The organism is Moorena sp. SIO1G6 (assembly GCF_010672795.1).
Taxonomy (GTDB): Bacteria; Cyanobacteriota; Cyanobacteriia; order Cyanobacteriales; family Coleofasciculaceae; genus Moorena; species Moorena producens.
On sequence record NZ_JAAHFZ010000021.1, the window covers coordinates 92,743 to 119,381 of the forward strand.

Sequence of the window (26,639 nt, forward strand, 5' to 3'; positions counted from 1 at the left end):
CTTGAAGTAAAAAATTCCAAGTTAGTTACCCACACTCAAGCAGTTTAGACTACATACTACTTATGACCAATACCGCTACTTTCCCTGACCTGGAAAATCATTGGGCGAGAGATTGTATCAACCAACTGCGGGATCGTAAGTTGGTCAGTGGTTACCCGGATGGTAAATTTCGTCCTAATTCTAGAATTACCCGCGCTGAGTTTGCCGTCTTAATGCTGAATGCCTTTCCCTCAGCACCGATTCAGCGGGGTGGTATTCGTTTTAAGGACGTACCTAGTAATCATTGGGCCAAAAATGTGATTCAAGATGCCTACAAGCGAAGATTTTTTTCGGGCTATCCTGGCAGACGATTTAAACCCAATGAGTCCATTTCTCGAGTGCAAGCGATCGCAGTTTTAGCAGGAGCAAAGAATTTCCCTATCCCGTCAGATCCCGATGGAACTATCAGACGGTATTTTACTGATGCTACCCAGATTCCCCAGTATGCTAAAAATGCGATCGCATCCGCAGCAATTAATACTATTGTGGTTAACTATCCCAATATCAAACAGGTCAAACCAAATCAGAGTGCTACCCGTGGTGAAGTAGCGGCTTTGCTGTGTCGGGCGTTAAACATCTATGCTGTTCCACCTCAGTATATTGCTGGAGTGGAAGTTTATCCTGATGATGTTCGTAGTTTACCAGGGCAATTGGATCAGGTGCCTGTCTTTAATAGCAATAGTCCAGAACTAGTCAGAAGTGAGGGAATTTTGCTGTCTACGTTTTCACCGGAAGGGAAACAAGTTGCTTCTGCCCACCTTGACTATGGCTTTAATGGACGGTTTGATATCTTTAGCCACCATATTGCTAGAGCAGAGACTCAGGCGGAAACCCATCCCCTTTACCAAGGATTGATAGTTTATAATCCCAATGACACACCTGTTACAGTGGACGTCTTGCAAGGGGCGAGTTATCTGTCTACCCCAGATGCACCGTTTATCTCGTTGCCGGATATGGTAGATAATCCCAACGGTACAGTCTATGCTGGTCCTGGCAGTCGGACAATGAATGATGTACTCAGGGGAATTCTCAAAGAAATGTTTCCCGCTAAACTGGTGCTGAAGGCAAAACAAAGCCAGATGTTAATGAATCAGCCAATTCCAGTTAAACGATCACCAGCTTCCAATGGTCGTTCTACCATGATGCGGTTACGAAGTGATGGGATGGTGTATCTGGCTAACTTAGCGATGAAAGCCCCTCGTGATGGCAATGGAAACTATCGGGAACCTACGGTAGCAGAATGGCAAAACCTACTGGATACGGGTAGCTTAGCTCAACCCCGTGGACCGATACCCACTCCTCTCGAACCACCTCAAGAACCGACGGTGTTTGGTCGGGTGGCTGGTGTTTCCCAAGGTTCTCAATGGCAAGTGCTGATTCAAGATAATCCAAATGTTAACTATTTGAGTATTCCTCAGCTCGGGCAGGCATTTTCTTATGTGTTGGGGACCCTACATCTGATTACTCTGAGTACAGGGCAAATTCAAAGTGCACCGATGTTAAGGCGCTATCCCGATACGGCCTACTTTGCCCACAGTAATTATGGGGTAGAATACAATATAACTTTACCATTGAAGAATACTACTAATCAACCCCAAACGGTGACGGTATCGCTGCAAACGCCATTGAAGGATGAGGGGGGTACTGATCGACTGCTGTTTTTGAACCCACGGGTTGAAAACGTGTTCTTTCGGGGTACACTCAGAATAAATTATGATGATGATGATCGAAAGGCTCAGACGCGCTATGTGCATTTAGTGCAGCGACGAGGACAGCCAGGGCATCCATTGGTGACGTTGAATTTAGCCCCTGAAGAAGTTAGGCAGCTACAGGTGGATTTTCTCTATCCCCCGGATTCGACACCACCCCAGGTGCTTACAGTTCGGACTTTGGAGGGTTAGGAGAGTTGGAAATCGGCTCACAAATGCAAGGTCGCAATGGCGCGTACGCACAATCAAATATTAATCTCGATTCTAGTAGTCTGACGGATTTAGCATGAATCTGCTATTGTGTAACGTTAGCACCATACTAAACTTTATCAAAAATAGCTGATGCGAGCAAAAGCGATCAGTATTAACTATTTAGGAGTTTAGTTATTGCTGACGAAGTTTTGCCTAAGATCATCAAACAAGCAGAAATGCTGACTCTAGATGATAGAGATGATCTAGTTACGGCAGGTACTGCCTAGGGATATACCTAGAATTGCTGTCGGCACCAGAACAACTATATCACACTCAGGTTGCTAGATAACTGTTGCTAGATAACTATTGATACGTTGATCACTTATGCCTTCTCAAACCTTTATCGTGCGTGCTCATACTCGTACGATCCATACCCGTCCAGTTACCTTTTTCTGCCCGAAATGCAATCATATGACTACTCGTGAGTGCTATCCTGGTAAGCCTCCTAAATACTGTCTCGAATGTAGTCCGAGGCGGAAACGTCAGCAAGATGAGCTGTATATACCCGAAAAGGGGATGTTCAAGCCAACACACAACTTGGTTAATCTTACCAGTGGTCAGAAGACACCAGTATGTCTGGAGAAGTCCCCCCAAGCTGGGTGGCTTTTTGTGAGGACAGCCCTAGATTGGTTTAGCGGGGAAAGCATCATCAAGTATCACACAACTAAAGGGGTTTACAGCCAGGAGGTGCCGTTGGCAGATTATATCGTCGAAGCTCTACCAGCTGGCGAGATCACCACAGCATTTCCATCAGCTACCTCTGCTAAAAAGAAGATTACTCCTGCTAAATCTTCATCAGAGCTAATTTTAGTAGAACCCTACAGTGTGAAGAAGATGTGCGATCGCTTCCGGTGCGGGGACAGGTTACTCAAGAGGATGCGCACTGACCCAAACTTCAGCCAGTGGAGTCGCTCTCGGGATCCCGAGGGCATCACTTGGGAGTATCGGCAAGGAAAATATTTTCCTTTAGTTGATCAGGTTAATCAGGTTCATCAAGAATCATCAGACACCTTTGAACCTGAGATCGATGAGACTACTCCCACCACTAATGGGTCATCCCAGGGTATTTTAGTAGAACCCTACAGTGTGAAGAAGATGTGCGATCGCTTCCGGTGCGGGGACAGGTTACTCAAGAGGATGCGCACTGACCCAAACTTCAGCCAGTGGAGTCGCTCTCGGGATCCCGAGGGCATCACTTGGGAGTATCGGCAAGGAAAATATTTTCCTTTAGTTGATCAGGTTAATCAGGTTCATCAAGAATCATCAGACACCTTTGAACCTGAGATCGAGGAGATTACTCCCACGACTAATGGGTCATCCCAGGGTATTTTAGTAAAACCCTACAGTGTCAAAGAGATCTGCGATCGCTTCCGTTGTGGGGACAGGTTACTCAAGAGGATGCGGACTGAGCCAAACTTCAGCCAGTGGAGTCGCTCTCGGGATCCCGAGGGCATCACTTGGGAGTATCGGCAAGGAAAATACTTTCCTTTACTTAATCAGGTTAATCAGGAATCACCAGCCACCTTTGAACCTGAGATCGAGGAGACTACTCCCACGACTAATGGGTCATCCCAGGGTATTTTAGTAAAACCCTACAGTGTCAAACAGATGTGCGATCGCTTCCGTTGTGGGGACAGGTTACTCAAGAGGATGCGCACTGACCCAAACTTCAGCCAGTGGAGTCGCTCTCGGGATCCCGAGGGCATCACTTGGGAGTATCGGCAAGGAAAATATTTTCCTTTACTTAATCACCAATAGTTCATTAGTCTCAAACGGAGTCAGCAGATGCGTTCGCGTAGCGTGGCCGTAGGCCAATCGCGCCCCGCGTGACCTACGGTCAATCGCATCTGCTTTACCAAAAATTTTGGGTCTAAAGCCCCGTCCTTCTAGGACGGCTTTTTTCTTGGACTATTACTTTACAGTTTTATACAACTCTGCTAATATAAAAGTATATAAAATAGGGTCGAAATTCGGTGATTATTTTAGAGTTTAAAGCGAAAGGGAAAGAGTCCCAATACTCAGCCATTGACGAGGCTATTCGGACAGTTAAATTTATCCGAAATAGCTGCATCCGTTTATGGATGGACAATAAAGGGACTGGAAAAGGTGATTTGAGTAAATACTCTAAAATCCTTGCCAAGAATTTCCCTTTTGCGAATGAGTTAAACTCTACTGCTCGACAAGCTGCGTCTGAGAGAGCATGGTCATCGATAGTTCGCTTTTACGATAATTGTAAGAAAAAAGTCTCAGGCAAAAAGGGTTTTCCTAAATTCCAGAAACGCGCTAGATCTGTTGAATACAAAAAGTCGGGATGGAAACTGTCACCTGACAAAAAGTCAATAACATTTACGGATAAAAAAGGGATTGGGAGGCTTAAGCTCAAAGGTACCTGGGACTTGTGGCGCTTTGATAAGAAGCAAATTAACCGGATTCGGATAGTCAAGAGAGCTGATGGGTACTATGTTCAATTTTGCGTTGCAGTCAACGTGAAAGAAGACGTGGAGCACACTGGCGAAATGATCGGATTGGACGTAGGACTTAAAGAGTTCTATACAGACTCCAATGGTCACTCAGAACCTAACCCCCGATTCTACCGGAAGGGAGAAAAGCGACTAAAGTTTTATCAACGTCGAGTATCTCGCAAAAAGAAAGGCTCGTCCAATCGCAGGAAAGCCATTAATAGACTGGATAGGCATCACCTCAAAATAAGTAGGCAACGTGAAGAGCATGCTAAGAGACTGGCACGTTGCGTAATCCGATCTAACGATTTGGTCGCCTATGAAGATTTGAGGGTCAAGAACCTAGTTAAAAATCATTGTCTAGCTAAGTCTATTAATGATGCAGGTTGGTATCAATTCAGAAAATGGTTAGAGCATTTTGGTACTAAGTTTAGCAGGATAACTGTTGCGGTGAATCCTGCTTACACCAGTCAAAACTGCTCTGATTGCGGTGAGGTAGTCAAAAAGTCTTTATCCACTAGGACTCATGTCTGTGAATGTGGATGCGAACTTGATCGCGACCACAATGCTGCAATCAACATTCGCAATAGAGCCGTAAGTACGACGGGGCACGTCGGAACTTGGGTTATCGACCCGAACGCTTCAGGAGATTTGGCCTCTACTCTTCTTGGTTCCGGCCAGGTTGAGCAAGTCGGATCGTTGAGTGAAGAATCCCCGCTCTTATAGGGCGGGGAGTGTCAATTGGACCATCTACCGTTGGCTGGGTAGCAGTCATGGCATGGATGGTAGTCATTAACCCTTCCGCTAGCCCAAAATTGTCATTAATCACTTTAGCAATGGGAGCAAGACAGTTAGTTGTGCAACTGGCATTGGAAACGATACTATCAATACCTGGGTTATAGGTATCGTGATTGACACCCATCAACAGGGTGGGAACCAAATCAGGGTTTTTAGTAGGAGCAGAGATTACCACCCGCTTCGCTCCCGCTTGTAAATGCTTAGATGCCCCATCATAGGTGGTAAATAGACCCGTAGATTCTACTACATATTCCACACCGAGTTTCGTCCAAGGCAGTTCCTCTGGGTTTTTAATTGAGACACAGGGGATTTTCTTGCCATTGACCACAATTCCATCAGCTTCAGCTTCTACGGTACCCTTGAAACGACCATGGGTTGAGTCGTATTTGAGTAAATAGGCGATAGTCTGTGGTGGAACTAGGTCATTAATGCCCAGCACTTCGATTTCTGGGTAGTTGAGGGCAGCACGGAATACGAGTCGTCCGATACGACCAAATCCATTGATACCCACTTTGACAGTTGCCATGGACAAATCTCCTTTAAGAGGTTTACAAATTTACGTTTGTCGATAATTAAGAATCCTGATCCAGCGATGCAGCCTAGTCTTGGGGAAACCCCCACTCGCGCTCTGCATCAAGACAATGTCATCCAATAGAGAAGATTAATTCTTCCTTTATTGTTGACAGCTGGGAGCATCAAAACTATCATTAACGGATTGCAAAGCAACCAGATGTGACTCAATGATTTTTGCTAGGCATCCAAGCTATTGTTTATAGCTCACTCTACTCATTATTTGTTAATCCTTTAACTTAATTTAAGACTGTGGTAATTGGTGTCAATCTCTCCCACTGATCTGTGTTAAACTTCAAATAAATAAAAGAGAAGGTAAGCATTTATAGCGCTACGCGCAAGTCAGAAGTCAGAAGTCAGAAGTCAGAAGTAAGCTATGACTAAGTTTCGGAGTTTAGGAATGTCAAACACCTTAATGGGTAGTGCTATACATGACCGCTGATAGCTAACTGTTAAATGCTTACCAGAGAATTAACCTTTTCTTTAAACCTAGTCTTTAAATTTTTATCTAAAATTTAATTAAGCTTGTTTTGGCATTACATCTATGAAAGTCGCTGTCTTTAGTACCAAAGTCTACGACCGACAGTTTCTGGAAGCTGTTAATTCCCAATATGGTCATGAATTAACTTTTTTTGAACCGCACCTCGATACTCAAACGACTATTTTGGCATCAGGATGTCCAGCAGTATGCGTTTTTGTCAATGATTCCCTCAACGGACAAGTGTTGGAAAAGCTGGCGCAACAGGGAACTCGTCTAATTGCTCTACGCTGCGCTGGTTTTAATAATGTGGATGTCACAAAAGCGACAGAATTGGACATGATAGTAGTGCGTGTTCCGGCTTACTCCCCTTACGCGATCGCTGAACATACGATTGGCTTAATGCTAGCCCTGAATCGCAAGATACATCGTGCTTATTCTCGAGTACGAGAAGGAAATTTTTCCCTAGATGGACTCTTGGGATTCGATATGCATGGTCGCACTGTAGGCATTGTGGGAACTGGTAAAATTGGTGTTGTGGTAGCCCAAATTCTCAATGGTATGGGGTGTCAATTAGTGGCATATGATCCCTATCCCAACCCGGATTGTCAAGCTTTAGGGGTCAAGTATGTAGAGCTAGCTGAACTCTTTGCTATCTCTGATATTGTCACCCTACACTGTCCCTTAACTACTGAAAACTATCATCTGATTAATTCCGAAGCTCTAGAGCAGATGAAACCAGGTGTGATGCTCATTAATACTAGCCGAGGGGGATTGATTGATACCAAAGCCATTATCGCTGCCCTCAAGTCCAAGAAAATTGGCTATCTCGCTCTGGATGTCTATGAGGAAGAATCTGAATTGTTTTTTGAGGATTTGTCTAATGAAGTCATTCAAGATGATATTTTTCAACGTTTACTGACTTTCCCTAATGTAATCATTACTGCTCATCAAGCTTTTTTAACTGAAAATGCCCTCCATAACATTGCTGAAACTACACTATCTAATATTACTAACTTTGAGCAAGGTCTTCCTTGTCCGAATAAAATTATTAATAGGGAATAGGGAATAATATCAAGTCAGGTTTAATACCTATAATTAGAGGGAGAGTGGGAAGTGTGGGGAGATTGGGGGGGTTCCTAGGGAATGCGTTCGCGTAGCGGCTCTTTCATAGCATCCCATTATATCGAATCCCATAATTTTGAAGTTGGAAGACTTATCCAAAATAGTTCAAAACTATGATATGATTCCCTATTTTAACCAAACCTTAACAACTAGTGACCTCGGCAAAATTCAATCAAGATTTTAGTAATCGGTAATCCTAATCCAATTACCAATTACCGATTACCAATTACTAAATTGGCCTAAAACGCACTAGGAGGAGCGGTAACAAAGGAACGAGGAGGGAAGACTTGTAAATCAATATGCTGCTCTGGACTGAAATCAAGACCTGCTTGTAGTTGAGCAAATTGTTGCTCTTCAAAAGACAGAGCACCTGTAGTTTTATTGTAGGAGATTTGATCAATATCAAGTTCCCCAAAACTAACAATTTCAATCCTATCTCCCTGTTGGACATTGAAATCTGTAATCCTGTCAATTCCGCTTTCAGGTCGTGGCACTTCCGAGTCATCGTTCCTCGGCAATAGGAAACTATCAGTTATGTTGATTCCCCTTGAAAATTGTAGCGGTTGTGATGGAGGCATTGAAGGCGGGAAGATTGGTAATGGACGATTTGTAAATGTGAACTTAAAGATATCAGATCCGTGACCACCAGTCAGGGTATCGCTTCCGTTGCCACCTACTAGAGAATCATCACCATTGCCACCAATTAGATAATCATTCCCACCACCAAAGACATTTTGATCATCACCATCACCAATCAGGGTATCATTGCCAGTGCCACCAATGAGAGTATCACTGCTACCCCCACCTTCGAGCACATCATTTCCGTCTCCACCATCCAGGATGTCACGACCTGGATTATAGTTGATGGGAATTCCAGTCAAACGTCTACGAACATCACCTAAAAGGGAATCATCACCAGCTCCGCCTTTTAGGGTATCATTACCATCTGCTCCGTTGAGAGTGTCATTTCCTGTGCCACCGTCGAGGAAATCATGATCAGATGTCTGTTTAACCTCAAACAAACTCAAGCCAAAGCTAGGACCCGGTCCACCAGTAAGGACATCATTCCCTGAGCCACCAATCAGAGTATCATTACCCTCTCCACCGTTGAGAACATCTGAATCCTCCTCCCCTTCAAGACGGTCATTACCCCCTCGACCATTGAGAATATCATCCCCAGCTCTACCTTTGAGGGTATCATCCTGTGAGCCACCGCTGAGAGTATCGTTGCCACTATCACCTATGAGAATTACACTAGTATTTGTAGTATTTGTTTCCAAGTCCACTAAGTTCAAGTTAAACATTTCTTCGAGCACCTATTCCTATCCAACTCCGACCTCCTTTATTGTCTGGTCTTAGGTATGGTAAGGCTAGCCAATTTTGCAGTATTTAGCCAATTTGACCGATTTATTGGTGCCCGTTGACGCTTCTCGGTAAACCCGACCGGGGTCCCAGCGCAAAATACCATTAAAAATGCTCAAAAATTATTCACGTTTTCCGAAAATCTTGCTTCCTAGGCGAATCATCGTTGCTCCTGCTTTAATAGCCTGCAAATAATCTCCCGACATTCCCATTGACACTTCTTTTAAATTTAACTGAGTTGTTTGATTAAGCTGTTCCTTGAATTTAGCAACTTCTACAAATGCATCAAAAATTTCAGCTTCCGATAACTCCAAGGGAAGAATTGTCATTAACCCTTGAATATCTAAGGAATCGCAAGCTTCCAATTCTGGTAACGTTTCTAATAACTGCTCAACAGACCAACCATATTTATTAGGATCGGGCAATATCTTAATTTGTAAACAAACCTTAGGTCGTTTATTTAACTCATTAGCCCGCCGATTTAAACTCTGGGCTAACTTTAAATCATCAACGGAATGGATCCAGTCCATTGTTTGAACAGCTAGTTTAGCTTTATTTTTTTGTAAGTGACCGATAAAATGCCAGGAAATCCCCTCTAAATCTTTTAACTGCTCCTGCTTAGCACAAGCCTCTTGCAATCGATTTTCTCCGAAATCCCGAATTCCCGCACCATAGGCTTCCCGCATTTTTTCCACAGATACGGTTTTGCTCACTGCAATTAAACGGACATTAGGCTTTAACTGTTGAAGAATCTGCTGGATATTATCAGTAATAGGTGTAGTGATAGTTAAAGGTATTTTTTCCATAGTCTTCCTCTTGCCTTTTTCCTCCATGGCTTCACCCACCAATCACTTTGGACAAATCTTGTAGGATTACCTCAGCTGACTGGTATCTGTCAGCGAAATGATAGGTTACCATCTTTTCTATAATTTGGGCAAATTCTTCAGGTACATCTGCCAGATTACGCCAGATCACTTCACCACTTTCTGGAGAAATGGGCAATTGATAGGGACGAATGCCAGTTAATCCTTGAATCCCAATCATACCTAAAGCATAAATATCACTATTGAAACTAGGGTGTCCCGCTAATTGCTCTGGTGGGGCATAACCGCGAGAGCCAATGGCAACCGTAGCATTTTCTTCCTGACTCTGCTCTGGGCTTTTAATCTGTTTAACTGCTCCGAAATCAATTAGTACCAGTTGACCATCAGTTTCACGACGGATAATATTGCCAGGTTTGATATCCCGGTGGATGACGCCGTATTTGTGGATAAAGACAAGAATTTCTAAAATATCTTTCAGGATATCCGCGACTTCCTTTACTCCAAGCCGTTTATCTACGGGCAATTCGTCACTCAGGGACTGACCGGGAATATATTCTTCCACTAAGTAAAATGCTTTATCTTCTTCAAAATAAGCTAGTAGTCGAGGAATCTTTAAATGATTACCCAAGATTTCTAATATTTCTGCTTCAGTGCGGAATAGCCGTCTGGCAATTTTCAAGAATTGCGGATCGCTACGAGCCGGTTTCAATTGCTTGACCACACACTGGGGTGAACCAGGTCGCTGAGTATCTTCTGCTAAATGGATTAGACCAAACCCACCTGAACCAAGAACACGCTTGGTTTGGTAGCGTCCAGCTAGGAGGTTATGTTCGGGTCGGTACTCTACCGATGTGCCATCAGGGTCTGCACCAGCTGTTGGGTTCCAAATTGCTGTGGCATCTTCTTGAGATAAATCGGTTTGTGGTATCGGTATAGTTTTGGTGTTAGTGCTGGAGATGGTTTTGTTTTGTTCTTTCAACAACGCCTGTAACAAGGCCAAGTTCTGTTCCTGTTCTTGAGCTTTGGCTTCAATTTTGCGGCGCTCTTGCTCTGCTTTTATGCTCTCCTGTTTAGCCTTGTAACCGGTGTAAGTCATTACACCAGTACCCGAAAGGATTAATGCCAACGCAGGTGCCACAACAGGTATCCATCCTGAGTTGAGAAATAGCAGGTAGGATGTTCCGAGCAAAATACCTAGAGCAATACTCTCAGATAGTACTAACTGTCGAGTGTTGCGGCTTACCCCAACTAACACGCCCCCTATTAGTGTCCAACCCCAAATCCACAAGCCTTCTGTCCACTCAGACCAAAACCAAAACTGTGCTCTTCCCTCTCCAAGTGCGCCACTGAGCAGTTGACTCACGATTTGACCATGTATCATGACTCCTTGCATATGCTTGCTTTCTTTTTGAGCAAAACTGTAGGGTGTTAAGAAGTCATCATCTTTGATACTAGGAGCATTCATCCCGATTAGGACAATCCGGTCTTTGACCAAGTCCGGTTCAATCTCCTCATTCAGAACCTTAGTTAAGGTAACGGTATCGGCAAGGTGATCAGCAGAGCGGTAATTCAATAAAATTTGGTAGCCTCCCGTATCTCCCTTTTGGTAACCTCCAGCAGTAGGAGATATCTTGTTATAGACTGTTTTTCCTAGCTTCATCTGTTTTCGGGAGATGTTTTCGGGCTTGATTCCCCGCTGTTCCAAATAGCTTCGGGCTAACTGAAAGCCGAATGATAATCTGGTGGTGCAACCCACGATGCTGGTATTATCACTGGTATTGTCAAAAAATAATGGAGCCCGCCGGACGATTCCATCGGGATCTTCAAGTAGATTAACAAAGCCTACACGATGCTGAGAAATGTTTGGGGGGGCTGCAACACTGGATGCTTCTGATTGACCCCGATAGCAAATTGGGATTATGCGATCGCTACTTTGCAGTAGTTCAGAAAATTCGCCATGACCCGGTTCTACTGGACTGTCTCGAAAGATATCGACACCAATGACAGCGGGTTGATGTTGCTCCAACTTCTGTAATACCTCATACATTACAGCATCTTTGATTGAAGACCCTCCTGGAGCTGTTGTGCCTTTTAAATCTGGCTCAGTCACCTCTACTACTAAGAGGCGGTCATCGGGTGGTAAAGCTGGTCGCAGCTCTATCATCCGGTCGAAAGCCTTTAACTCAAAAAACTGTAACATTCCTAGGTGCTTAGACCCTAGCATTAAACCAGTTACCGCCAAACTCGCTACCAATGCTGGGTTTATCCCAACATATTGCCCCAAGCGTTTCAGCCGCGACCAAGCTTTCGCAGATTTTCGGGGCGGGGGGGAGGGATTTTCCACCTGGGGGCTAATAAGTTTTGATTTGTTTGGTGACTCTTCTGTCGCCACTTTTACCAGCTGAGCACTCATATATAATAGTTATTACTAGAAACGATCACCCTTGATGTTCACCCTTGATGATTCTATAAATAATACGATCAACGGTTCGATCACCCTGTAGAGTAGTGACTCATTCCTTGATTCAATGCCCTGACCTAAGTTGGAAACGTTGCTCTTTGTATTTTCCCGATCGATTTAATCGATTGAGCAGAAGCAATGGAAGCGAAGTTGCTTACACTACCATTTGGCTTTTTTTTGGTTAGGAAGCAAGTCGTGCTTATTGTGTCAAGCTATCAATCGGATTATCTGAAATTTGTCTTCAACTTCGCCGTGGTCAACCACCCTTATCCCAATTATTGATGCCCACCTGACTAATATCTTGGGTAATTCTACATTGATAGTTTTGACAGCAAAAACTGGCATTTAGCCTATACAAACAGCTTCCTGCATTTTAGCTTAACAACCGGTGGATAGTCTTCATCCAACATATCGGCAAGTTTTACTACTCACAGGATGCCCTATCGCCAACTTTTCTTTTTTTGATTGCTTTATCAACACTAGAAAATCTGGCTACTGTCATGCTTCAAGTACAGTTTCGGCTTTGGTTATCTACTTGAAAAGACTTCCAATTCGCCGTTGCTTATCTATTGTCACTTATTAGTTAGACAAAAAAAGACAAAAAACACCTATAACTATCAGCCTGGCTTCAATCGCAGGTTGATAGTTCGTACACCCCTACTGCTAATCTATACCGTCATCAACCCTGCCAAGTCATCATCCCACCCTGACCTAACCGGTTCATAGGTGGGATGAATCGTAGGGATTATTGATCACATAGTCTTCCGAGAGACAAACGTTGGTCAGGTAGTGAGGTTACTTTCCCCCGGATTCATCCGTCGGGTTTGTACTACTCCTTTCTGACACAACCTAGAGCTTTTTGGTAGATATGTCTAAATTTGTAGATATTTTCTGATCAAACCAACCCCTAGAGCCAAACCGGTTTTCTAGCGGGGGAGAAGTTTACCGGAAGCCCACGGCGGCTTGCCAGACAAAGGCTAGCAGCAAGAAGAACACAGGGATGACTGGTAGAACGTCCACCACTGGACCAAAAATAGAGTAAGCTTCGGGTAATGTTCCTAACAGGAGTGCAGCTTCCATATCTTAAATCTTCCTTTCCAACACAGATTTAATAATTGACATGTATCTTAACATGAAGTGAACAGCCATTGAGCAAATTGTGTAGTGAATTGATCACTTAAGATGGCTGCCCTGATCGCTTGAGTAAACCGAATTAGCTCAGTCACATTGTGGTGAGAGAGTAACATATAGCCTAGAGATTCACGCGATCGCACTAAATGGTTCAGATAAGCACGACTGAAATTCTGACAGCAATAGCAAGGACAACTGGCATCTAAGGGGGAAAAATCTTCCCGAAACTGGGCGTTTTTCAAGTTCCAGCGTTCCCCCTGGACTAAGGCGCTACCATGACGTCCCAGGCGAGTGGGAATAACGCAATCAAACAAGTCTATGCCAGATGCGATCGCTAAAACCATTTCCCTGTAGGTACCGACCCCCATCAGATAACGAGGCTTATGCCATGGCAGTAATGGAGCGGTTGTCTGGACAATTTGGTGAATCAATTCAGGCGGTTCCCCCACACTGACACCACCAATGGCATAACCTGGTAAGTCCAGCTCGACCAAGGATTCGGCAGCCCTTTGACGCAAATCTAGGTACACCCCACCCTGAACTATACCAAACAAAGCTTGTTGTTCAGGGCGATTGTGGGCAACAATACAGCGTTTGAGCCAGCGATAGGTTCGTTGAGTTGCTAATTCTACCTCAGTTCGCTCAGCTGGATAGGGGGGACACTCATCAAATGCCATGATCACATCTGCTCCCAAGGCATGCTGAATTTCCATACACCGTTCTGGGGTTAGATCAATCATCCGCCCATCCCGAGGAGATCGAAACCTCACCCCCTCTTCAGTAATAGTACGGAGCTGGCTTAAGCTAAACACCTGAAAGCCACCAGAATCAGTTAAGATTGGTCCGTGCCAACCCATAAATCGATGCAGACCACCGGCTTGTTTAATGATGGCTTCTCCCGGTTGCAGATGGAGATGATAGGTATTAGCCAAAACCATTTGCGCCCCAGCTACCTCTAACTGGGCTGGTGTTAGAGTTTTTACCGTTGCTAGGGTGCCTACTGGCATAAACCTGGGAGTTTCCACCACACCATGGGGGGTCACAAACACCCCAGCTCTTGCCTTAGTGTGGCTACAGGAAGCCTGACATTGAAATGAAAAATTAATTTTCTGTTGATTCAAGTTGATCTAGGTCTTGAAATATCGTTAACTAGACCATAGCTTCTAATTCGGTTAACCCAGGTTAAACTCTTGCGTCTTCGATATTTTGTATTAGATGCATCCAACTTGGAGCAAGCCAATACTTATACCCTTGAATTTCATTAATCAACCTGTAACCTTCTAACCTTCTAACCTTCTAAGCTAAAAAGGACTATCTGCATCATCATCAATTTGCACATCCCATTTCGCGCTTAGAACCTGTGTGACCATAGCTTCAAGGGCTTCCGCCTGAAGTTGATCAACACACTCTTGTTGCAAGGGATTCAACAGCGGAATCAGCCGCAACTGACGATTTTCATTAATTAGGTCAAAGTATGCTTCTTGGGTTGGAGACTGACTCAGTTGTAAATAGTCAAAACTATGGACATTGATGTAAAGTGTCCGATTGGCAATCAGGGTCGAGCAATGGGGATCAGCAAATACTTCCTGAACTAACCCTTCCCCCTGGTTCTTTAGTTGACCATCGAGAGTGTGGATGTAACGGACGCAACCTAAATCACCAAGCAAGCGTTTCATATCTCGCTTGTTGATGATAATGCCAGTTTCAATGATGCAAGGAGCTGGGAGTTGGTGTCGAGATTGGTGGTGACTCATGGATAAAAGCCTATAATGCTTTTCAGGGCTGATATTGACATGCAACTGGTATATTTAATTGATTGGCGAGGCAACCCTAAAGGTTAAACCAATTGATGAGAACATAGCTACGGCAACGGGTTAAAACCAACAATAAAGGTTAATGGTTATCGTACTTAATACCTAATCTAAGCATGCTTAATGGTTAATACAAGCGTATAAGCGTGTAAACCTACAAGCGTTTAAGGGTGTAAGGGTGCCTAGTAAGCAGCAAGAGATAATTCCAATAGATGCAGGGGATAATCTCTGTTAGGTGTTTATCTTTAAATAGTTCACAGTAAACTCGTCAAATCTAGTCAACTAGATTACTCCTGTTTAAGGTTTTACCCTTATTGAGTGAACACCAACAGCTTATATCCCAAATGGGGTCAACCCATTGCCAACTACTTTTTATTGATGCAGTCGCGCTATAGCCAGGGGCCGTGTGGAGCACATTCGAGCACCTTGTCAGCCCCGTGGAAACCACGGCAGTTGCTCATAGGGGAGACCCCCTTTGGCCGCACTGCCTCCCCGTTGTTGGCGCTGCATCGCTTCTACCAAGGAATGTTGATTGAGCCGTTTTGGTCGGAACGAACTAACTAGATTGGCAGCCCGTTGCTGTTGAGACCTAACCCATAGGGTGGAGTAACTTGCTGCTTATAACAACAGCTTATGACACCATACTATCCCAATCTTTCGATGGTGCTCAAAGGAAAATTCAGTGACATCCTCCCGGCGCTGATGCTACGCATACAGCGCGGGCTTCCAAGAATCACTTCAAGGATTTCCTGGTTGCTCCCTTGTGGGGTTTCGCCTCTGACCTAGATTGGGTTGCCCCAACCCCCGGTAGACCGACTGCACAGGCAATTTCGATTCCCGACTGTCCATCGGTACTGATCAGTTGTATCCCTCTATTTTTTATGACTTGACCGCTAGCTACATCCCTATCGGTTTTATACCCACAATCAGGGCAATTGTGAACTCTAACACTCAAGTCTTTTTTGACTTGCCCACCACACTCAGGACACTGTTGAGAAGTCCTCCTGGCATCTACTTCACCAAAAAACTTTCCACGCTTCCAGCACACATACTTAACGATGGTTCGGAATTGTCCAAACCCAGCATCAAGCATATACTTACCCAACATCCCTTTGGCACTAGTTTGATAGTCCAAATCTTCCATGAAGATCATATCTCCAGCATCACAAAGAGCATGAGCTTGTTTGAAGTGAAAGTCCTTCCGAGTGTTATCAATTTTGTGGTGAAGTCTAGCAATCTGCATCCGCTGTTTCTCGTAATTCTTAGACCGTTTCTGCTTTCTAGACAACCTACGTTGCAGCACTTTCAGCCTACTTTGCCGGGTCTTAAAAAACTTCGGCGGCTTGACGAGAGCACCATCACTTGTTGCTAAGAATTTTTCCAGCCCGACATCGACGCCAATGGGATGACCATGTGGCATAGGGTCTGGAACACTGACATCACATTGAATGTTGATAGATGCATACCATCGGTCAGCTTTCCGTATGATTCTCACTTGCTTGACCACAAACCCGTTAGGGATTGGGCGATGCAAGTTAATTGGAATCAGTCCTATCTTGGGCAATTTGATGTGCAAGTCCGTAACCGGATTGTCTTTAAACTGAGGGAACAGCAAAGACTTGAACTGCCCATGCTTTTTGAACCGTGGAAAGCCAAAACCACGGGACTGAAAGTACTCCCAACCTTTGTGCAACTGCTTGATAGCTTGCTGAAGAACTTGAGAAGGAACCTCCTTGAGCCTGGGAAATTCTTTCTTAGCGTTGGGCAGGTTGTTCAGTTGATTAATTTCGTTAGGAAACTTTGCTTCAGATGAAATGATGTACTCTTTTTCAAGAGAGCATCTGTCTATCAAGCATTTGCGACTATCACACCAATCTTTGATCTCCCGCAACGCATAGTTGTAAGCACTGCGACAAATTTCCATCGACTCAATTAATCTTTGTTCTTGAGTGGCGTCTGGGTAGATTCGGTAGCGATAGTTCAGAGTCAACATCCTAATATTCTAGAGGATTTACTGGCTGTAGCGCTACTGTTAAATGTTGTTAATTGAGGGGGTGTTTAACCCCCTCAATTAACCTGGGGGAGTCCATGTATCCCGGCGCTAACAAGATCAGATATAGCGCGGGTCTTATCGCTCCCCCAGGTTAATTGATTAGTTGAACCTCCCCACCCTGAAGAGGGATGGGGTATCCTTTGCACAACAACGCTCGTTGCTGTTCTCGACCTGGGCGTGACTTTCCCCCGCACGGTCGGTAGCTGAGTGGGGTCAATACCCAGTTTTTTTTGAGACCCTTACTTTTTATATTAACACTATTTGAGAGGGAAAAGAATACCCCGTCCTCTTAGGTCGGGGATGAATTTTCCCTCTCAAACTCTCCCACTCTGATCAATTTCAGTAACAGCAGTAACCCATGAAGTATTTTACCGGACAACAATTTAAACAATGGGGACGTCAACTTTTCTGTTCAATGAGCAGTGCTGTAACTTTTTATACCTGTATTCCCCTACCAGCTAGCTGGGGGATGGAGTTTCGGGGCATTGCCCGTTGGGCACCGATGATTGGATTGCTGATTGGGGGGATACTGGTAATATTAGATACTTTATTGCAACAGTTGGGGATGCCAGTATTCACTCGCTCTGCTGTAGTTGTGGTCAGCTGGCTTGCCCTGACTGGAGGATTACACTTAGATGGGGTGATAGACACAGCGGATGGTTTAGCAGTTCCAGATCCCCAGCGCCGTTTAGATGTGATGGCAGATAGTGCTACAGGAGCGTTTGGGGCAATGGCAGCCTGTACTCTATTACTGTTAAAAACAGCTGCCCTAACTGATATCGGGGCTTATCGGTGGGCAGCTTTGATGGGAGCAGCTGCTTGGGGACGCTGGGGACAAGTAGTAGCGATCGCATTTTATCCCTATCTCAGACCCACCGGTAAAGGAGCATTTCACAAACCATGGATACGTATTCCCCAAGATATTCTCTTGGGATTATTCGTTGTCTTAAGTTTATCTATAGTGCCAGTGTTGCTTGACCCGACAAATGCTTGGTTCTCCTTAACCATGGCCATCGGAGGATGTGCGATCGCTCTACTGACTGGCGGCTGGTTCCACCGCCAGCTGGGGGGACATACTGGAGACACTTACGGAGCAGTGGTGGAATGGACAGAAGCCCTGTTTCTGTGCTTACTGACCCTCATCCTTAACTAATTCTTTCGCTAATTCTTTGGCAAAGACGACCTGTTGGTTAATCGAGTACTTACCGACTCGACCACTAACCCCCTAAATTGGTTTAAGTCGGGTTATCTTTAATCTGAACGTGCCACCGCCCGTTGAGCCAAAGGCACGCACCCTGATAATGTACTCATCTGTCTCAGTGATGCGAGCAAATAACAAGGAGTTAGTACTCCCATCTGGTCCATCATCATTTTCCGCTACCGTAGAACCATCAGAAGCAATCACAGAGATCATCGTGTCAAAGTTGTCTGAGATCAGGTCGATGGCAACTTGGTCTCCCGCATCAAGATTTACTACATAGTCTCGGGCAAAGCCACCGTCCCCGATCGGAATATCTTTTTGAGTCAGGGTGTCAACAATTTCTTTGCTATGGGAAATCGGCTGCGGATTGTACAGGTTTTGTGCTCTGGCTACCGGTGCAGTTAAGCTCGTTGCCAAGAAAGTTGCTGCTACAGGTATAACCCAGCTAAACCAAGCAGCAAAAGCTTTACTCATCTAAACTAGATATCTTTTAGTTGCTAACATTTCTAACACTGTACCCTAACCCCCTTCAAAAAGCAGGGTCGTGTCGAGTATGGGATTGAAGTAGACCCAGGCTATCCCCTGACAATACAACCAGCTTAATCTATTGCTGACGGGATGTTCCACCGCCAAATTTTTGAGATTTTTCCTACTTTACTCTAGTCATTTTATAAGCACAAAAAAGCATAAATTCAACGCGATCGCTATTTCAACCTCACTTCGAGATAACCAACTTTATCCAGGAATTAAAAGCTTTGAGTCTGTTCTGCTCTCTCCTCAAAAAAATCGCCAATTTATGACATCAAACTGAGGTTATTTCACTCAATATTTACTTCGGAAGAGATTTTTTTTACTAGAACTTGTCAATGATTCATTTATCCTATATAATACTGTTATAGGAAGATTTAAATAAAACCGACAAATGAACAAGTGCGTTTGTACTACCGAAGCAGCATCTCTCTTAGGTATTTCTTCTCGGCGATTGCGCCAACTTCTAGAGAAGGGTCGGGTTCGGGGTGCCTATAAAAGTGGGAAATTCTGGATTATTCCCTTGTTCAACAATCTCCCCCAAATCACCAAGGGCACTAGAGGACCAAAAGGCAAATGGCGCACTAATCGTCCTCCGGCTTTAGCTAAGATCAATGTCAACCGCAATAACATTGGCTCGAATATCCACAAAAGCCCCGAAGAACGGAAGCCAGTGATTTCCGTAAAACGAAGCGGCAACAATATATACGGCAACCAGGTAGAAATCCTTGGTCCGTGTCGGATTGTCTATAATCCAGATAACCCACTATCTTGTGGTGCTCGTCTATGGATCGAGACCTTTAGTGATGTCCACTTCATTGGTGGCCGTTTCCCTGCCAGCTAATGGTCGATTTTTGAGGGTCCGCTCACCATAGTGCAATAATCGTTGGATTGCTTCCAGACGGTTGTCCCATACCTGGACTTGATAGGGTTGCTCAACCGATTGTCCAAACATCCACGTCTGAAAGCGAGTACGGAAGGATGACATGGACAATTGTGCTGATAACAAGCTCATCATGGATGGCTTGTCCGCTAGTCGATTCAGCAATAGGGAGAGGGTATCGGCTTGTTGTCCCCAGTCTGAAAGGTCTGGTTCTCCAATCACGATTTGATTATTTGCCAACATAAAACTCCATTCCTGTTGCAGAGCCTGATAACGTTCTGCTGCAGTTAGGAACGGTTGACGGTAAGGTACTTGTATTTCAGTGGTAGCCTCTTGTTCTCCTTGAGTGCGTGTCAAGATACCCCTGAGATTATCATTGAGATTTTCTACTGCAAATAGGGCATAGCCAGGAGCTGGTAAATCTCGCAGCAGTTGGATTTGGTCAACAGCTACAATATCGGGTAAATTCAATAGACGAATCCCTGGCAAAACTAACGCTGAGCTGAGGGATGATTTTTTTAGCCATGGCTGGGCTAATTTCTGTAACTCTTCCGTTTCCAATGCATAAGTCATCGGTACCATCAGGTCAATCTCACCCCGAGATGCCCAATCTTCCCAGTTTTGTTGGATTTTTTGCAATCGGTCTTCCCGAGGCATGGGAAATACAGCAGCAGATATAATCAAGTCGGGACGTTTCTGGCGCAGCATCTGTGACACTGACTTGACTAAAGTGTCAATTTGCTTTATACGGAAATCTGTCCACTGTCGCCATAACTTCTGATTCCTTGGGTCAATCTCAATGGGGTCAACACCGGTCAATTCCTGAAACTGTTCACGGGCTGCCTTACCATAGCCAAAGGTATGACCAGCTTTGGGGTCTTGAAACGGGTAGCGAATATAGTCGAGTTGAATCCCATCCACTTCATAGCGGCTGGCTATCTCTTCCAATAGCTTAGTTAGATAATCCCGCACTTCCGGATTAGCCGGGTCAAGAAATGCCTTTCTAGTTCTTTTGTGAAACACACGTTTTTCGTTATCCAAGATTGCCCAGTCTGGATTCTTGGATAGCACTGGTCCGAGATAGTCTGCTGGTTGATCTAAAACCGCATTGTGACGCTGGTTAGCTGCAGCAAACATCCAAACCCAAGCGTGCAATTCCATCCCTCGTTCATGGGCTAACTTGACTGCTGCTTCTAGGGGATCCCATCCTTCAACCAAGGGATTTTGCTCTGGTGCGATCGCACTCGGGTAAATCGTATAACTAGCGTTAACCGTTTCAAAAAAGATGGTGTGAAAACCAGCTGTAGCCAATTTGTCAAAAATCTTAGCTAAATCTTTTTCAGACTTCGCCTTAACAATAGTACCCCGGTCTAGCCAAATTGCTCGAATCTCTGACTGGGCTAGTTTACGATCAATTGGGTAGTTTTCCCACAGGGTATTTCGTGCTGTCATCCACAGCTGACTAGCCTTTTGATACTCCCTGCGAGCCACTGCTCGACGATAATTTTCCAAACCCACTCTGGCCTGATTCAATGCCTCAATAGCTGAGTAAGTAGCTGAGTCAGTTTCATCCGTTGTTTCCTCAGAGGTTTCCGACACTTGCTTAGCACCAGCAGTGACAAATTGTTCGATAGCAGCGCCTGTCGATAAATTCAGATTACTGTTAGCTGCATCGGCTCTTAGCAAAGCACTTTCAAACCGACCAATCAGATTTTCCAACTCCCGCTCCATCGCAGTAGCTTGCTTTAGGGTTAGAATTCGTCTTCTATATCTTGGTGGTGGCGCTTTTGCTGGCTTGGGTGATGGGGCTAATCGGGAATTGGTAGGCTTGGCTGAAGCATCTGTGTTATTGCCAGACTCTGCATCTTCTGTTTCCACCTGTTTCTGGGCAATAGTAGTATCAATATCCCCACAATTCTGTGGTGAGTGATCAGAGGATTGAGAAGATGTAGATGAATCACTAGTGAGTTGGGCATCAGTGACATTGACATCAGTGACTTGGACATCATAGCGACCAAGAGCCGCTCGTAACCAAGCACTATCAACTTCCGCCGGAGCTACGCGATCGATACCCCAGCGCCAACCAAAAAAGGTAGCATTATTAGAGGTTACTACAGCAGGGGGCTTGTCAACCTGACTCCAGACCGCAACAGTAGTGGAATTAAGATCAGTAGGAATCAGAGTGCCACCCTGAATGATACCTGTAATTCCAGTATCCTGCACCCATGTTTGGTTACTGTCTGGGGAAGGGTGGAGGATAGAGGGTTGGGTCATCGCAAACCCCCAATAGGCACCCAAAAGCTCACGCAATTGTTTGCGGATGTCAGGTTTGGAAAGTAACCCAGTCGGACCGCTGACAATAACTTTTCCTCCTTGTGCAATCCACTCCTGTAACGCTTGGAATTGTTTTGGGTGGAGGAACTCGACATTGGGCAAAAATAGCAAGTTAGTGTTATGGAAGTCAGAGGCTTTCTTAACTTCAGTCAAGTCAACAATACAGTAGTTAACTCCAATTGAATGCAAGCGTTCGGTAATTCCAGACCAATGCCCTTGATTATCCCGACTTTTAACTACTCCTAGCTGCACCGTTTCAGCTCTAGCAGCTGGTAACCATGGTAGAGAATTGAGCAAAAGCCCGATTAAGGTACTAACTACAATAGTCTTGAGATCGATAGGATTAGATTTGACTCTGCTTAAATCTCCGATCAAGGGGGTTAGCTGCTTGGACAAATACCACTGCCAATTGGAACTATTACTACTACTGAACACCGTTCACTCCTTAAATTAATTATCCAAATCCTAACCTCTCTTGGTAATTAAGAACGTTAGCGAGAAGTGCGGATTTAGATCACACAGATGGTGGTAGGTATAGGGCTACGCGCCAGGCAAGAGGCAATAGGCAAGAGGCAATAGTGAAGAAAAAAGCTTACTAATCAAGGGATTGAGCGATTTTAATTTTTATTCATTTGTCAAACACCATAGTGCGTAGTGCTATATTGGTTTAATTGGGTTTTATAACTTTTATAACCTATATGGGATAATCTTGTCGGGTGGGCAAAAACCGTTTGATGGTTTTGAGTATTAATGATTATCTTACTTTGCCCACCCTACTTTTATTCTTTAATTCTCGTAGAAGACGGGGATTGAAACCCAAAATTTTTGGTAATTGGTTTAACTATTTTGGCATTTTTCCAGAAATGATCGTCTAACTCAGATATATCTGAAGTATCAATGGCAGAGTCAGGAATAGTTTTGATTTCTTCAAGTCGTTTGGGCGAGATATTCATAATACTTTGTCCTTGTCTTGCAGCGGTCAGTGGTCAGTCTATCCTACTTTCCGCACCCGAATCCTAGTAAGCCTACAGAGCGACAGATACGGATCGGTAAATGGTATATGGACGCGATCGCATTCTAGGGTAAGCGCAAGAAAAAATTGCCCATAGTGTGCATTTGCTAGATATGCTGATAGCTTATTGCTTACCTAGGGAGTAGGAGTATGAAGTAAGGTGAAGTAAATCAAATGGCTTTGATAATTATTAAAAACGCTAGAATTATTTGTGTGGAAAAACAAACCGTAAGCACTCAGCTGATACGCGACACGCTGATAGCTGTTCGCGTAGCGTGCGCGTAGCCCATAGGCTTACGATAAACCCTACCGAAATTAATATCCTGGATAGGTTGGGCATCTCCCATGAAAACTAATAAGCATCGGTCAGTGTGTGGGAAATTAAAGCAGCGGTTAAATAATGCGGTTAAACGCTGGTTTAATTCCCCTAAAATTGGTCATAGCAGCATCACACAACCAATAGCTGTTAATGTGGCAGAGCCTTATGCTCCTTACAAACCTCCCTCAACTACTCAGCCACCTAACCACAGCAACCGCGTAAGTAATATTACCTGGCCCCGTGGTTATCGGCTACAAAACGGTAAGTACACCATCGAAAAAAAACTAGGACAAGGTGGGCTGGGTATTACGTATTTAGCCCGAACTAAAACAGGCGATCGCATCGTTATTAAAACTATCCTTAATCATGTACTCCGCCAAGATAATTTATTAGAATATTGGAAAATTTTTGCCAACGAAGCGGTAAAGTTAGCCCAATGTAGCCGTGGGAATCCTCATCTAGTCCGTTTATCAGAAGAAATCATCCGAGAAGGTGAACTACCCTGCCTAATCATGGAATACATCGATGGGGAAACCTTGTCGGATCTGGTGAAACGGCAGGGTGTGCTTTCAGAACAACAAGCCTTGCTCTACATCCAGCAAATTGGTAGCGCCCTCTGGGACATTCATCAGCAAGGATTGCTCCATCGGGATGTTAAACCTCATAACATCATGGTCCGGAAAGATGGTTCTGGTGCGGTGTTGATTGATTTGGGTATTGCTACTAAGTTTGTCCCTGGGGTTACCCAAACTCATCTGTGTGGGCGGACTCCTGGCTATGCTCCTCTGGAACAATATGAGTGGCGAGGGCAACAGGGTCCCTACACCGATGTCTATGCTTTGGCCGCTACCTTGTATGTGCTTTTAACTGGAAAGAAACCAGTAGCCGCTGAGGATCGGGCTGATGGAGTTGTATTACCACCACCAAAGGATTTTAATCCCCAGATTAGCGATCGCATAAATCGAGCCATTCTCCATGGCATGAACTTGGTGGCTAGCGATCGCCCTCAGTCTATACCAGAATTTTTCACATTACTCGGTATTGAATTACCAAATAATAATAGCAACTATAATAACACAAGTAGCACTAATAATCAACAACAGACAACCGCTCAAGTTGGAGACTTTTATATAGAACGTCCCCAAGATACTGAGTGTTATCAAAAGAGTTTACAACCAGGGGCGCTAATTCGGATTAAAGCACCGAAGCTGATGGGGAAAACCTTACTCAGTCATCGGATTCTTGATTATGCTAAATCTAAGGGTTATCGCACGGTTTATTTGAATCTGAATGAATTCCCTTGCCATGATTTGGATATATTTTTACAGTCTTTTTGTGTGCGGGTTGCTCAAAAATTGAAATTGCCCAATGAGTTGCAAAATTATTGGCAGGATAGTTTTTTTACTAGTGAAGTAAAGTGTAGCACCTACTTTGAACAGCATTTGTTGTTTTCTTCAGAGAGTCCTTTGGTTTTATGTCTCGATAACCTGGAGCGAGTTTTTCCTCATCAACAAGTTGCTGAAGGTTTTCTTACTTTGCTGCGTAGTTGGCATGAAAATGGCCAGTTTTATGATATTTGGAAAAGACTGCGATTGATAGTGGTTTATGCTACGGAAGTTTATATTGAATTGGCTATCAATAAGTCGCCTTTTAATGTAGGATATCCTGTAGATTTAACTGATTTTACTTTGAATCAAGTTCAGGATTTGGCGAAATTTTATGGCTTAAATTTATCCGTTAATTCAGTACACAAATTAATGAGCATGGTAGGGGGACATCCTTATTTATTACAGTTAGCTTTCTCTACTATTAGCAAAAATAGCAACATCACCATGGAGCATCTGTTAGAAACCGCCCCGACAGAATCAGGGATTTATCGCCATCATTTGCGAGAACTTTTAAATAATCTCATGCTCCATCCCGATTTACTAAACGCTTTCAAAAAATTACTGACAACTACTCAAGCAGTGCGCCTGGATTATAAAGAAACCTATCTGTTAGAAAGTCTGGGATTAGTCAGAGCAATCGGTAATGATTGTATTCCGAGATATAATTTGTATCGTCAGTATTTTAGTGACAGGATTTTATAGTATTCCCGATTCCCGATTCCCGATTCCCGATTCCCGATTCCCGATTCCCTACTCCCTTCCCAATCATGACCAACCAATCAACAATCTATCAAGTTGGCGGAAGTTTACCTAACGATGCTGCTACTTATGCAGTCAGAAAAGCTGATACGGAAATTTTTGATGCTTTGATGGCTGGGGAATTTTGTTATGTGCTGAACTCGCGACAGATGGGTAAATCTAGTTTGCGGGTAAAAACCATGCAAAGACTAATAGAGGCGGGAGTAGCTTGTGCTTCTGTTGATGTTACCCAAATTGGCAATTTTGTAACCTCAGAGCAATGGTATGCTAGCTTAATTAAGAGTCTGGTAAATAGTTTTAAGCTCTCAGATAAATTCAAGATTTTACCTTGGTTACGAGAGCGCAAGCAACTCTCGCCAGTAATGTGGTTGGGTGAGTTTATTGAAGAGGTGCTGTTGTCATATATTCCAGAAAATATTGTGATTTTTCTGGATGAAATTGACAGTATTATTAAGGTAGAGTTTAAAGATGATTTCTTTGCCTTTATTCGCAGTTGTTATAACCAAAGAGCCGAAAATCCTGCCTACAATCGGCTGAATTTTTGCTTGCTGGGAGTAGCAACTCCAGCGGATTTGATTCAGGATAGACAGCGCACTCCCTTTAATATTGGTCGGGATATTGACCTGACTGGCTTTACCGTTGAGGAAGCGAAAGCACCACTGCTCCCTGGTTTGGTAGGGAAAGTGGATAATCCTGAACAGGTGTTAGCTGAGATATTGAACTGGACGGGGGGACAACCGTTTTTGACCCAGAAGTTGTGTAAGTTAATGGTGGATGGATCCCCCCTAACCCCCCTTAACAAGGGGGGAACTTCTGGAGGGGGATCTATCCATAGCACTTCTGGAGAAGGATCCCCCCTAACCCCCCTTAACAAGGGGGGAACTTTTGGAGGAGGATCGATCCATAGCACTTCTGAAGGGGAATCGAACCATTCTCAAGCTTCCCCCTTATTAAGGGGGACGGGAGGGGGATCCCATTGCAGCACTGGAGAGGGATCCCCCCTAACCCCCCTTAACAAGCTATGCTTTATAAACATCTTTCTTAACATAAAACTTGACAAAAAGAGTCAAGTGTGCATAGAGAGGCGATCGCCCTAAATTGACAAAAAGAGTTAAGTGTGTATAAGAGTGCGATCGCTAATCT

19 protein-coding genes and 1 pseudogene are annotated in these 26,639 nt (G+C 44.2%); 9 read left to right on the forward strand and 11 right to left on the reverse strand.

Going from position 1 to position 26,639, the window contains the following annotated elements; genetic code table 11:
- The first annotated feature begins 62 nt into the window (after positions 1 to 62).
- From F6K63_RS20520 to F6K63_RS20530, 3 genes are all read left to right on the forward strand, one after another.
- Positions 63 to 1,940 carry a DUF3370 family protein gene (locus F6K63_RS20520; RefSeq protein ID WP_008177816.1) on the forward strand — a complete coding sequence of 626 codons (1,878 nt, stop codon included), beginning with the start codon at positions 63 to 65 and terminating at the stop codon, positions 1,938 to 1,940.
- Between the two features lie 471 nt (positions 1,941 to 2,411).
- Positions 2,412 to 3,758, forward strand: a complete 1,347-nt coding sequence (locus F6K63_RS20525; protein WP_287263093.1) for a hypothetical protein — start codon at positions 2,412 to 2,414, stop codon at positions 3,756 to 3,758.
- Between the two features lie 215 nt (positions 3,759 to 3,973).
- A complete protein-coding gene (locus F6K63_RS20530) occupies positions 3,974 to 5,185 on the forward strand; it encodes an RNA-guided endonuclease InsQ/TnpB family protein (protein ID WP_008177823.1) in 1,212 nt (403 codons plus the stop codon).
- Here the strand turns inward: F6K63_RS20530 and F6K63_RS20535 are convergent.
- Positions 5,172 to 5,783 (reverse strand): annotated as a pseudogene (locus F6K63_RS20535) (type I glyceraldehyde-3-phosphate dehydrogenase); the annotation flags it as partial. The gene F6K63_RS20530 and the pseudogene F6K63_RS20535 sit on opposite strands and share 14 nt — an antisense overlap.
- Before the next feature lie 588 nt (positions 5,784 to 6,371).
- Between F6K63_RS20535 and F6K63_RS20540 the strand changes: the two are divergent.
- Complete coding sequence (locus F6K63_RS20540; protein WP_008177826.1) at positions 6,372 to 7,370, forward strand: 2-hydroxyacid dehydrogenase; 999 nt, start codon at positions 6,372 to 6,374, stop codon at positions 7,368 to 7,370.
- A gap of 299 nt (positions 7,371 to 7,669) precedes the next feature.
- Here the strand turns inward: F6K63_RS20540 and F6K63_RS20545 are convergent, their stop codons facing one another.
- The 7 genes from F6K63_RS20545 to F6K63_RS20575 form a co-directional block, all read right to left on the reverse strand.
- Entirely contained in the window at positions 7,670 to 8,734 is a 1,065-nt protein-coding gene (locus F6K63_RS20545; RefSeq protein ID WP_008177828.1) for a calcium-binding protein, read from the reverse strand.
- A 180-nt stretch (positions 8,735 to 8,914) separates the two neighbouring features.
- On the reverse strand, positions 8,915 to 9,598 hold the full coding sequence (locus F6K63_RS20550) for a YggS family pyridoxal phosphate-dependent enzyme (protein ID WP_044491833.1): 684 nt from the start codon (positions 9,596 to 9,598) through the stop codon (positions 8,915 to 8,917).
- A gap of 31 nt (positions 9,599 to 9,629) precedes the next feature.
- Positions 9,630 to 12,029, reverse strand: a complete 2,400-nt coding sequence (locus tag F6K63_RS20555) for a CHASE2 domain-containing serine/threonine-protein kinase (protein ID WP_008177832.1) — start codon at positions 12,027 to 12,029, stop codon at positions 9,630 to 9,632.
- 990 nt (positions 12,030 to 13,019) lie between these two features.
- Complete coding sequence (locus F6K63_RS20560; protein ID WP_008177837.1) at positions 13,020 to 13,157, reverse strand: photosystem II reaction center protein K; 138 nt, start codon at positions 13,155 to 13,157, stop codon at positions 13,020 to 13,022.
- Between the two features lie 47 nt (positions 13,158 to 13,204).
- Entirely contained in the window at positions 13,205 to 14,329 is a 1,125-nt protein-coding gene (gene tgt / locus F6K63_RS20565; protein WP_008177840.1) for a tRNA guanosine(34) transglycosylase Tgt, read from the reverse strand.
- Positions 14,330 to 14,509: 180 nt separating this feature from the next.
- Positions 14,510 to 14,962 (reverse strand): hypothetical protein, encoded by a 453-nt coding sequence (locus F6K63_RS20570; RefSeq protein WP_008177841.1) that lies wholly within the window; start codon positions 14,960 to 14,962, stop codon positions 14,510 to 14,512.
- Positions 14,963 to 15,752: 790 nt separating this feature from the next.
- On the reverse strand, positions 15,753 to 17,012 hold the full coding sequence (locus F6K63_RS20575) for an RNA-guided endonuclease InsQ/TnpB family protein (protein ID WP_287313018.1): 1,260 nt from the start codon (positions 17,010 to 17,012) through the stop codon (positions 15,753 to 15,755).
- Positions 17,013 to 17,430: 418 nt separating this feature from the next.
- Between F6K63_RS20575 and cobS the strand changes: the two genes are divergently transcribed.
- Positions 17,431 to 18,225 (forward strand): adenosylcobinamide-GDP ribazoletransferase, encoded by a 795-nt coding sequence (gene cobS, locus F6K63_RS20580; protein ID WP_044491793.1) that lies wholly within the window; start codon positions 17,431 to 17,433, stop codon positions 18,223 to 18,225.
- Positions 18,226 to 18,297: 72 nt separating this feature from the next.
- Here the strand turns inward: cobS and F6K63_RS20585 are convergent, their stop codons facing one another.
- Positions 18,298 to 18,747 carry a PPC domain-containing protein gene (locus tag F6K63_RS20585; protein ID WP_008177847.1) on the reverse strand — a complete coding sequence of 150 codons (450 nt, stop codon included), beginning with the start codon at positions 18,745 to 18,747 and terminating at the stop codon, positions 18,298 to 18,300.
- A gap of 448 nt (positions 18,748 to 19,195) precedes the next feature.
- Between F6K63_RS20585 and F6K63_RS20590 the strand changes: the two genes are divergently transcribed.
- Positions 19,196 to 19,645: a MerR family transcriptional regulator gene (locus F6K63_RS20590; RefSeq protein WP_287313019.1), complete on the forward strand. Its 450-nt coding sequence runs from the start codon at positions 19,196 to 19,198 to the stop codon at positions 19,643 to 19,645.
- Here F6K63_RS20590 and F6K63_RS20595 read toward each other — a convergent pair.
- Positions 19,586 to 22,453: a glycoside hydrolase family 10-like protein gene (locus F6K63_RS20595; protein ID WP_287313020.1), complete on the reverse strand. Its 2,868-nt coding sequence runs from the start codon at positions 22,451 to 22,453 to the stop codon at positions 19,586 to 19,588. The two genes, F6K63_RS20590 and F6K63_RS20595, sit on opposite strands and share 60 nt — an antisense overlap.
- Positions 22,454 to 22,797: 344 nt before the next feature.
- Complete coding sequence (locus F6K63_RS20600) at positions 22,798 to 22,971, reverse strand: hypothetical protein (RefSeq protein WP_287313021.1); 174 nt, start codon at positions 22,969 to 22,971, stop codon at positions 22,798 to 22,800.
- A gap of 404 nt (positions 22,972 to 23,375) precedes the next feature.
- Between F6K63_RS20600 and F6K63_RS20605 the strand changes: the two genes are divergently transcribed.
- Genes F6K63_RS20605 through F6K63_RS20615 form a run of 3 tightly spaced genes read left to right on the forward strand, consistent with a single transcriptional unit; the run spans position 23,376 to position 26,593 of the window.
- Positions 23,376 to 25,439, forward strand: coding sequence for an AAA-like domain-containing protein (locus F6K63_RS20605; RefSeq protein ID WP_287313022.1), 2,064 nt, complete (start codon positions 23,376 to 23,378; stop codon positions 25,437 to 25,439).
- Positions 25,423 to 25,551: a hypothetical protein gene (locus F6K63_RS20610; RefSeq protein WP_287313023.1), complete on the forward strand. Its 129-nt coding sequence runs from the start codon at positions 25,423 to 25,425 to the stop codon at positions 25,549 to 25,551. The genes F6K63_RS20605 and F6K63_RS20610 overlap by 17 nt, the downstream gene beginning before the upstream one ends.
- Entirely contained in the window at positions 25,505 to 26,593 is a 1,089-nt protein-coding gene (locus tag F6K63_RS20615) for an AAA-like domain-containing protein (protein WP_353813062.1), read from the forward strand. The genes F6K63_RS20610 and F6K63_RS20615 overlap by 47 nt, the downstream gene beginning before the upstream one ends.
- Positions 26,594 to 26,639 lie beyond the last annotated feature (46 nt).

Excerpts from the sequence above, each read along its gene's own strand:
- F6K63_RS20570 (WP_008177841.1), bottom strand. The coding sequence starts at position 14,962 with ATGAGTCACCACCAATCTCGACACCAACTCCCAGCTCCTTGCATCATT.
- F6K63_RS20520 (WP_008177816.1), top strand. The coding sequence starts at position 63 with ATGACCAATACCGCTACTTTCCCTGACCTGGAAAATCATTGGGCGAGA.
- F6K63_RS20560 (WP_008177837.1), bottom strand. The coding sequence starts at position 13,157 with ATGGAAGCTGCACTCCTGTTAGGAACATTACCCGAAGCTTACTCTATT.
- F6K63_RS20540 (WP_008177826.1), top strand. The coding sequence starts at position 6,372 with ATGAAAGTCGCTGTCTTTAGTACCAAAGTCTACGACCGACAGTTTCTG.
- F6K63_RS20590 (WP_287313019.1), top strand. The coding sequence starts at position 19,196 with ATGAACAAGTGCGTTTGTACTACCGAAGCAGCATCTCTCTTAGGTATT.
- F6K63_RS20615 (WP_353813062.1), top strand. The coding sequence starts at position 25,505 with ATGACCAACCAATCAACAATCTATCAAGTTGGCGGAAGTTTACCTAAC.
- F6K63_RS20545 (WP_008177828.1), bottom strand. The coding sequence starts at position 8,734 with ATGTTTAACTTGAACTTAGTGGACTTGGAAACAAATACTACAAATACT.
- cobS (WP_044491793.1), top strand. The coding sequence starts at position 17,431 with ATGAAGTATTTTACCGGACAACAATTTAAACAATGGGGACGTCAACTT.
- F6K63_RS20575 (WP_287313018.1), bottom strand. The coding sequence starts at position 17,012 with ATGTTGACTCTGAACTATCGCTACCGAATCTACCCAGACGCCACTCAA.
- F6K63_RS20555 (WP_008177832.1), bottom strand. The coding sequence starts at position 12,029 with ATGAGTGCTCAGCTGGTAAAAGTGGCGACAGAAGAGTCACCAAACAAA.
- F6K63_RS20525 (WP_287263093.1), top strand. The coding sequence starts at position 2,412 with ATGACTACTCGTGAGTGCTATCCTGGTAAGCCTCCTAAATACTGTCTC.
- F6K63_RS20585 (WP_008177847.1), bottom strand. The coding sequence starts at position 18,747 with ATGAGTAAAGCTTTTGCTGCTTGGTTTAGCTGGGTTATACCTGTAGCA.
- F6K63_RS20605 (WP_287313022.1), top strand. The coding sequence starts at position 23,376 with ATGAAAACTAATAAGCATCGGTCAGTGTGTGGGAAATTAAAGCAGCGG.
- F6K63_RS20600 (WP_287313021.1), bottom strand. The coding sequence starts at position 22,971 with ATGAATATCTCGCCCAAACGACTTGAAGAAATCAAAACTATTCCTGAC.
- F6K63_RS20550 (WP_044491833.1), bottom strand. The coding sequence starts at position 9,598 with ATGGAAAAAATACCTTTAACTATCACTACACCTATTACTGATAATATC.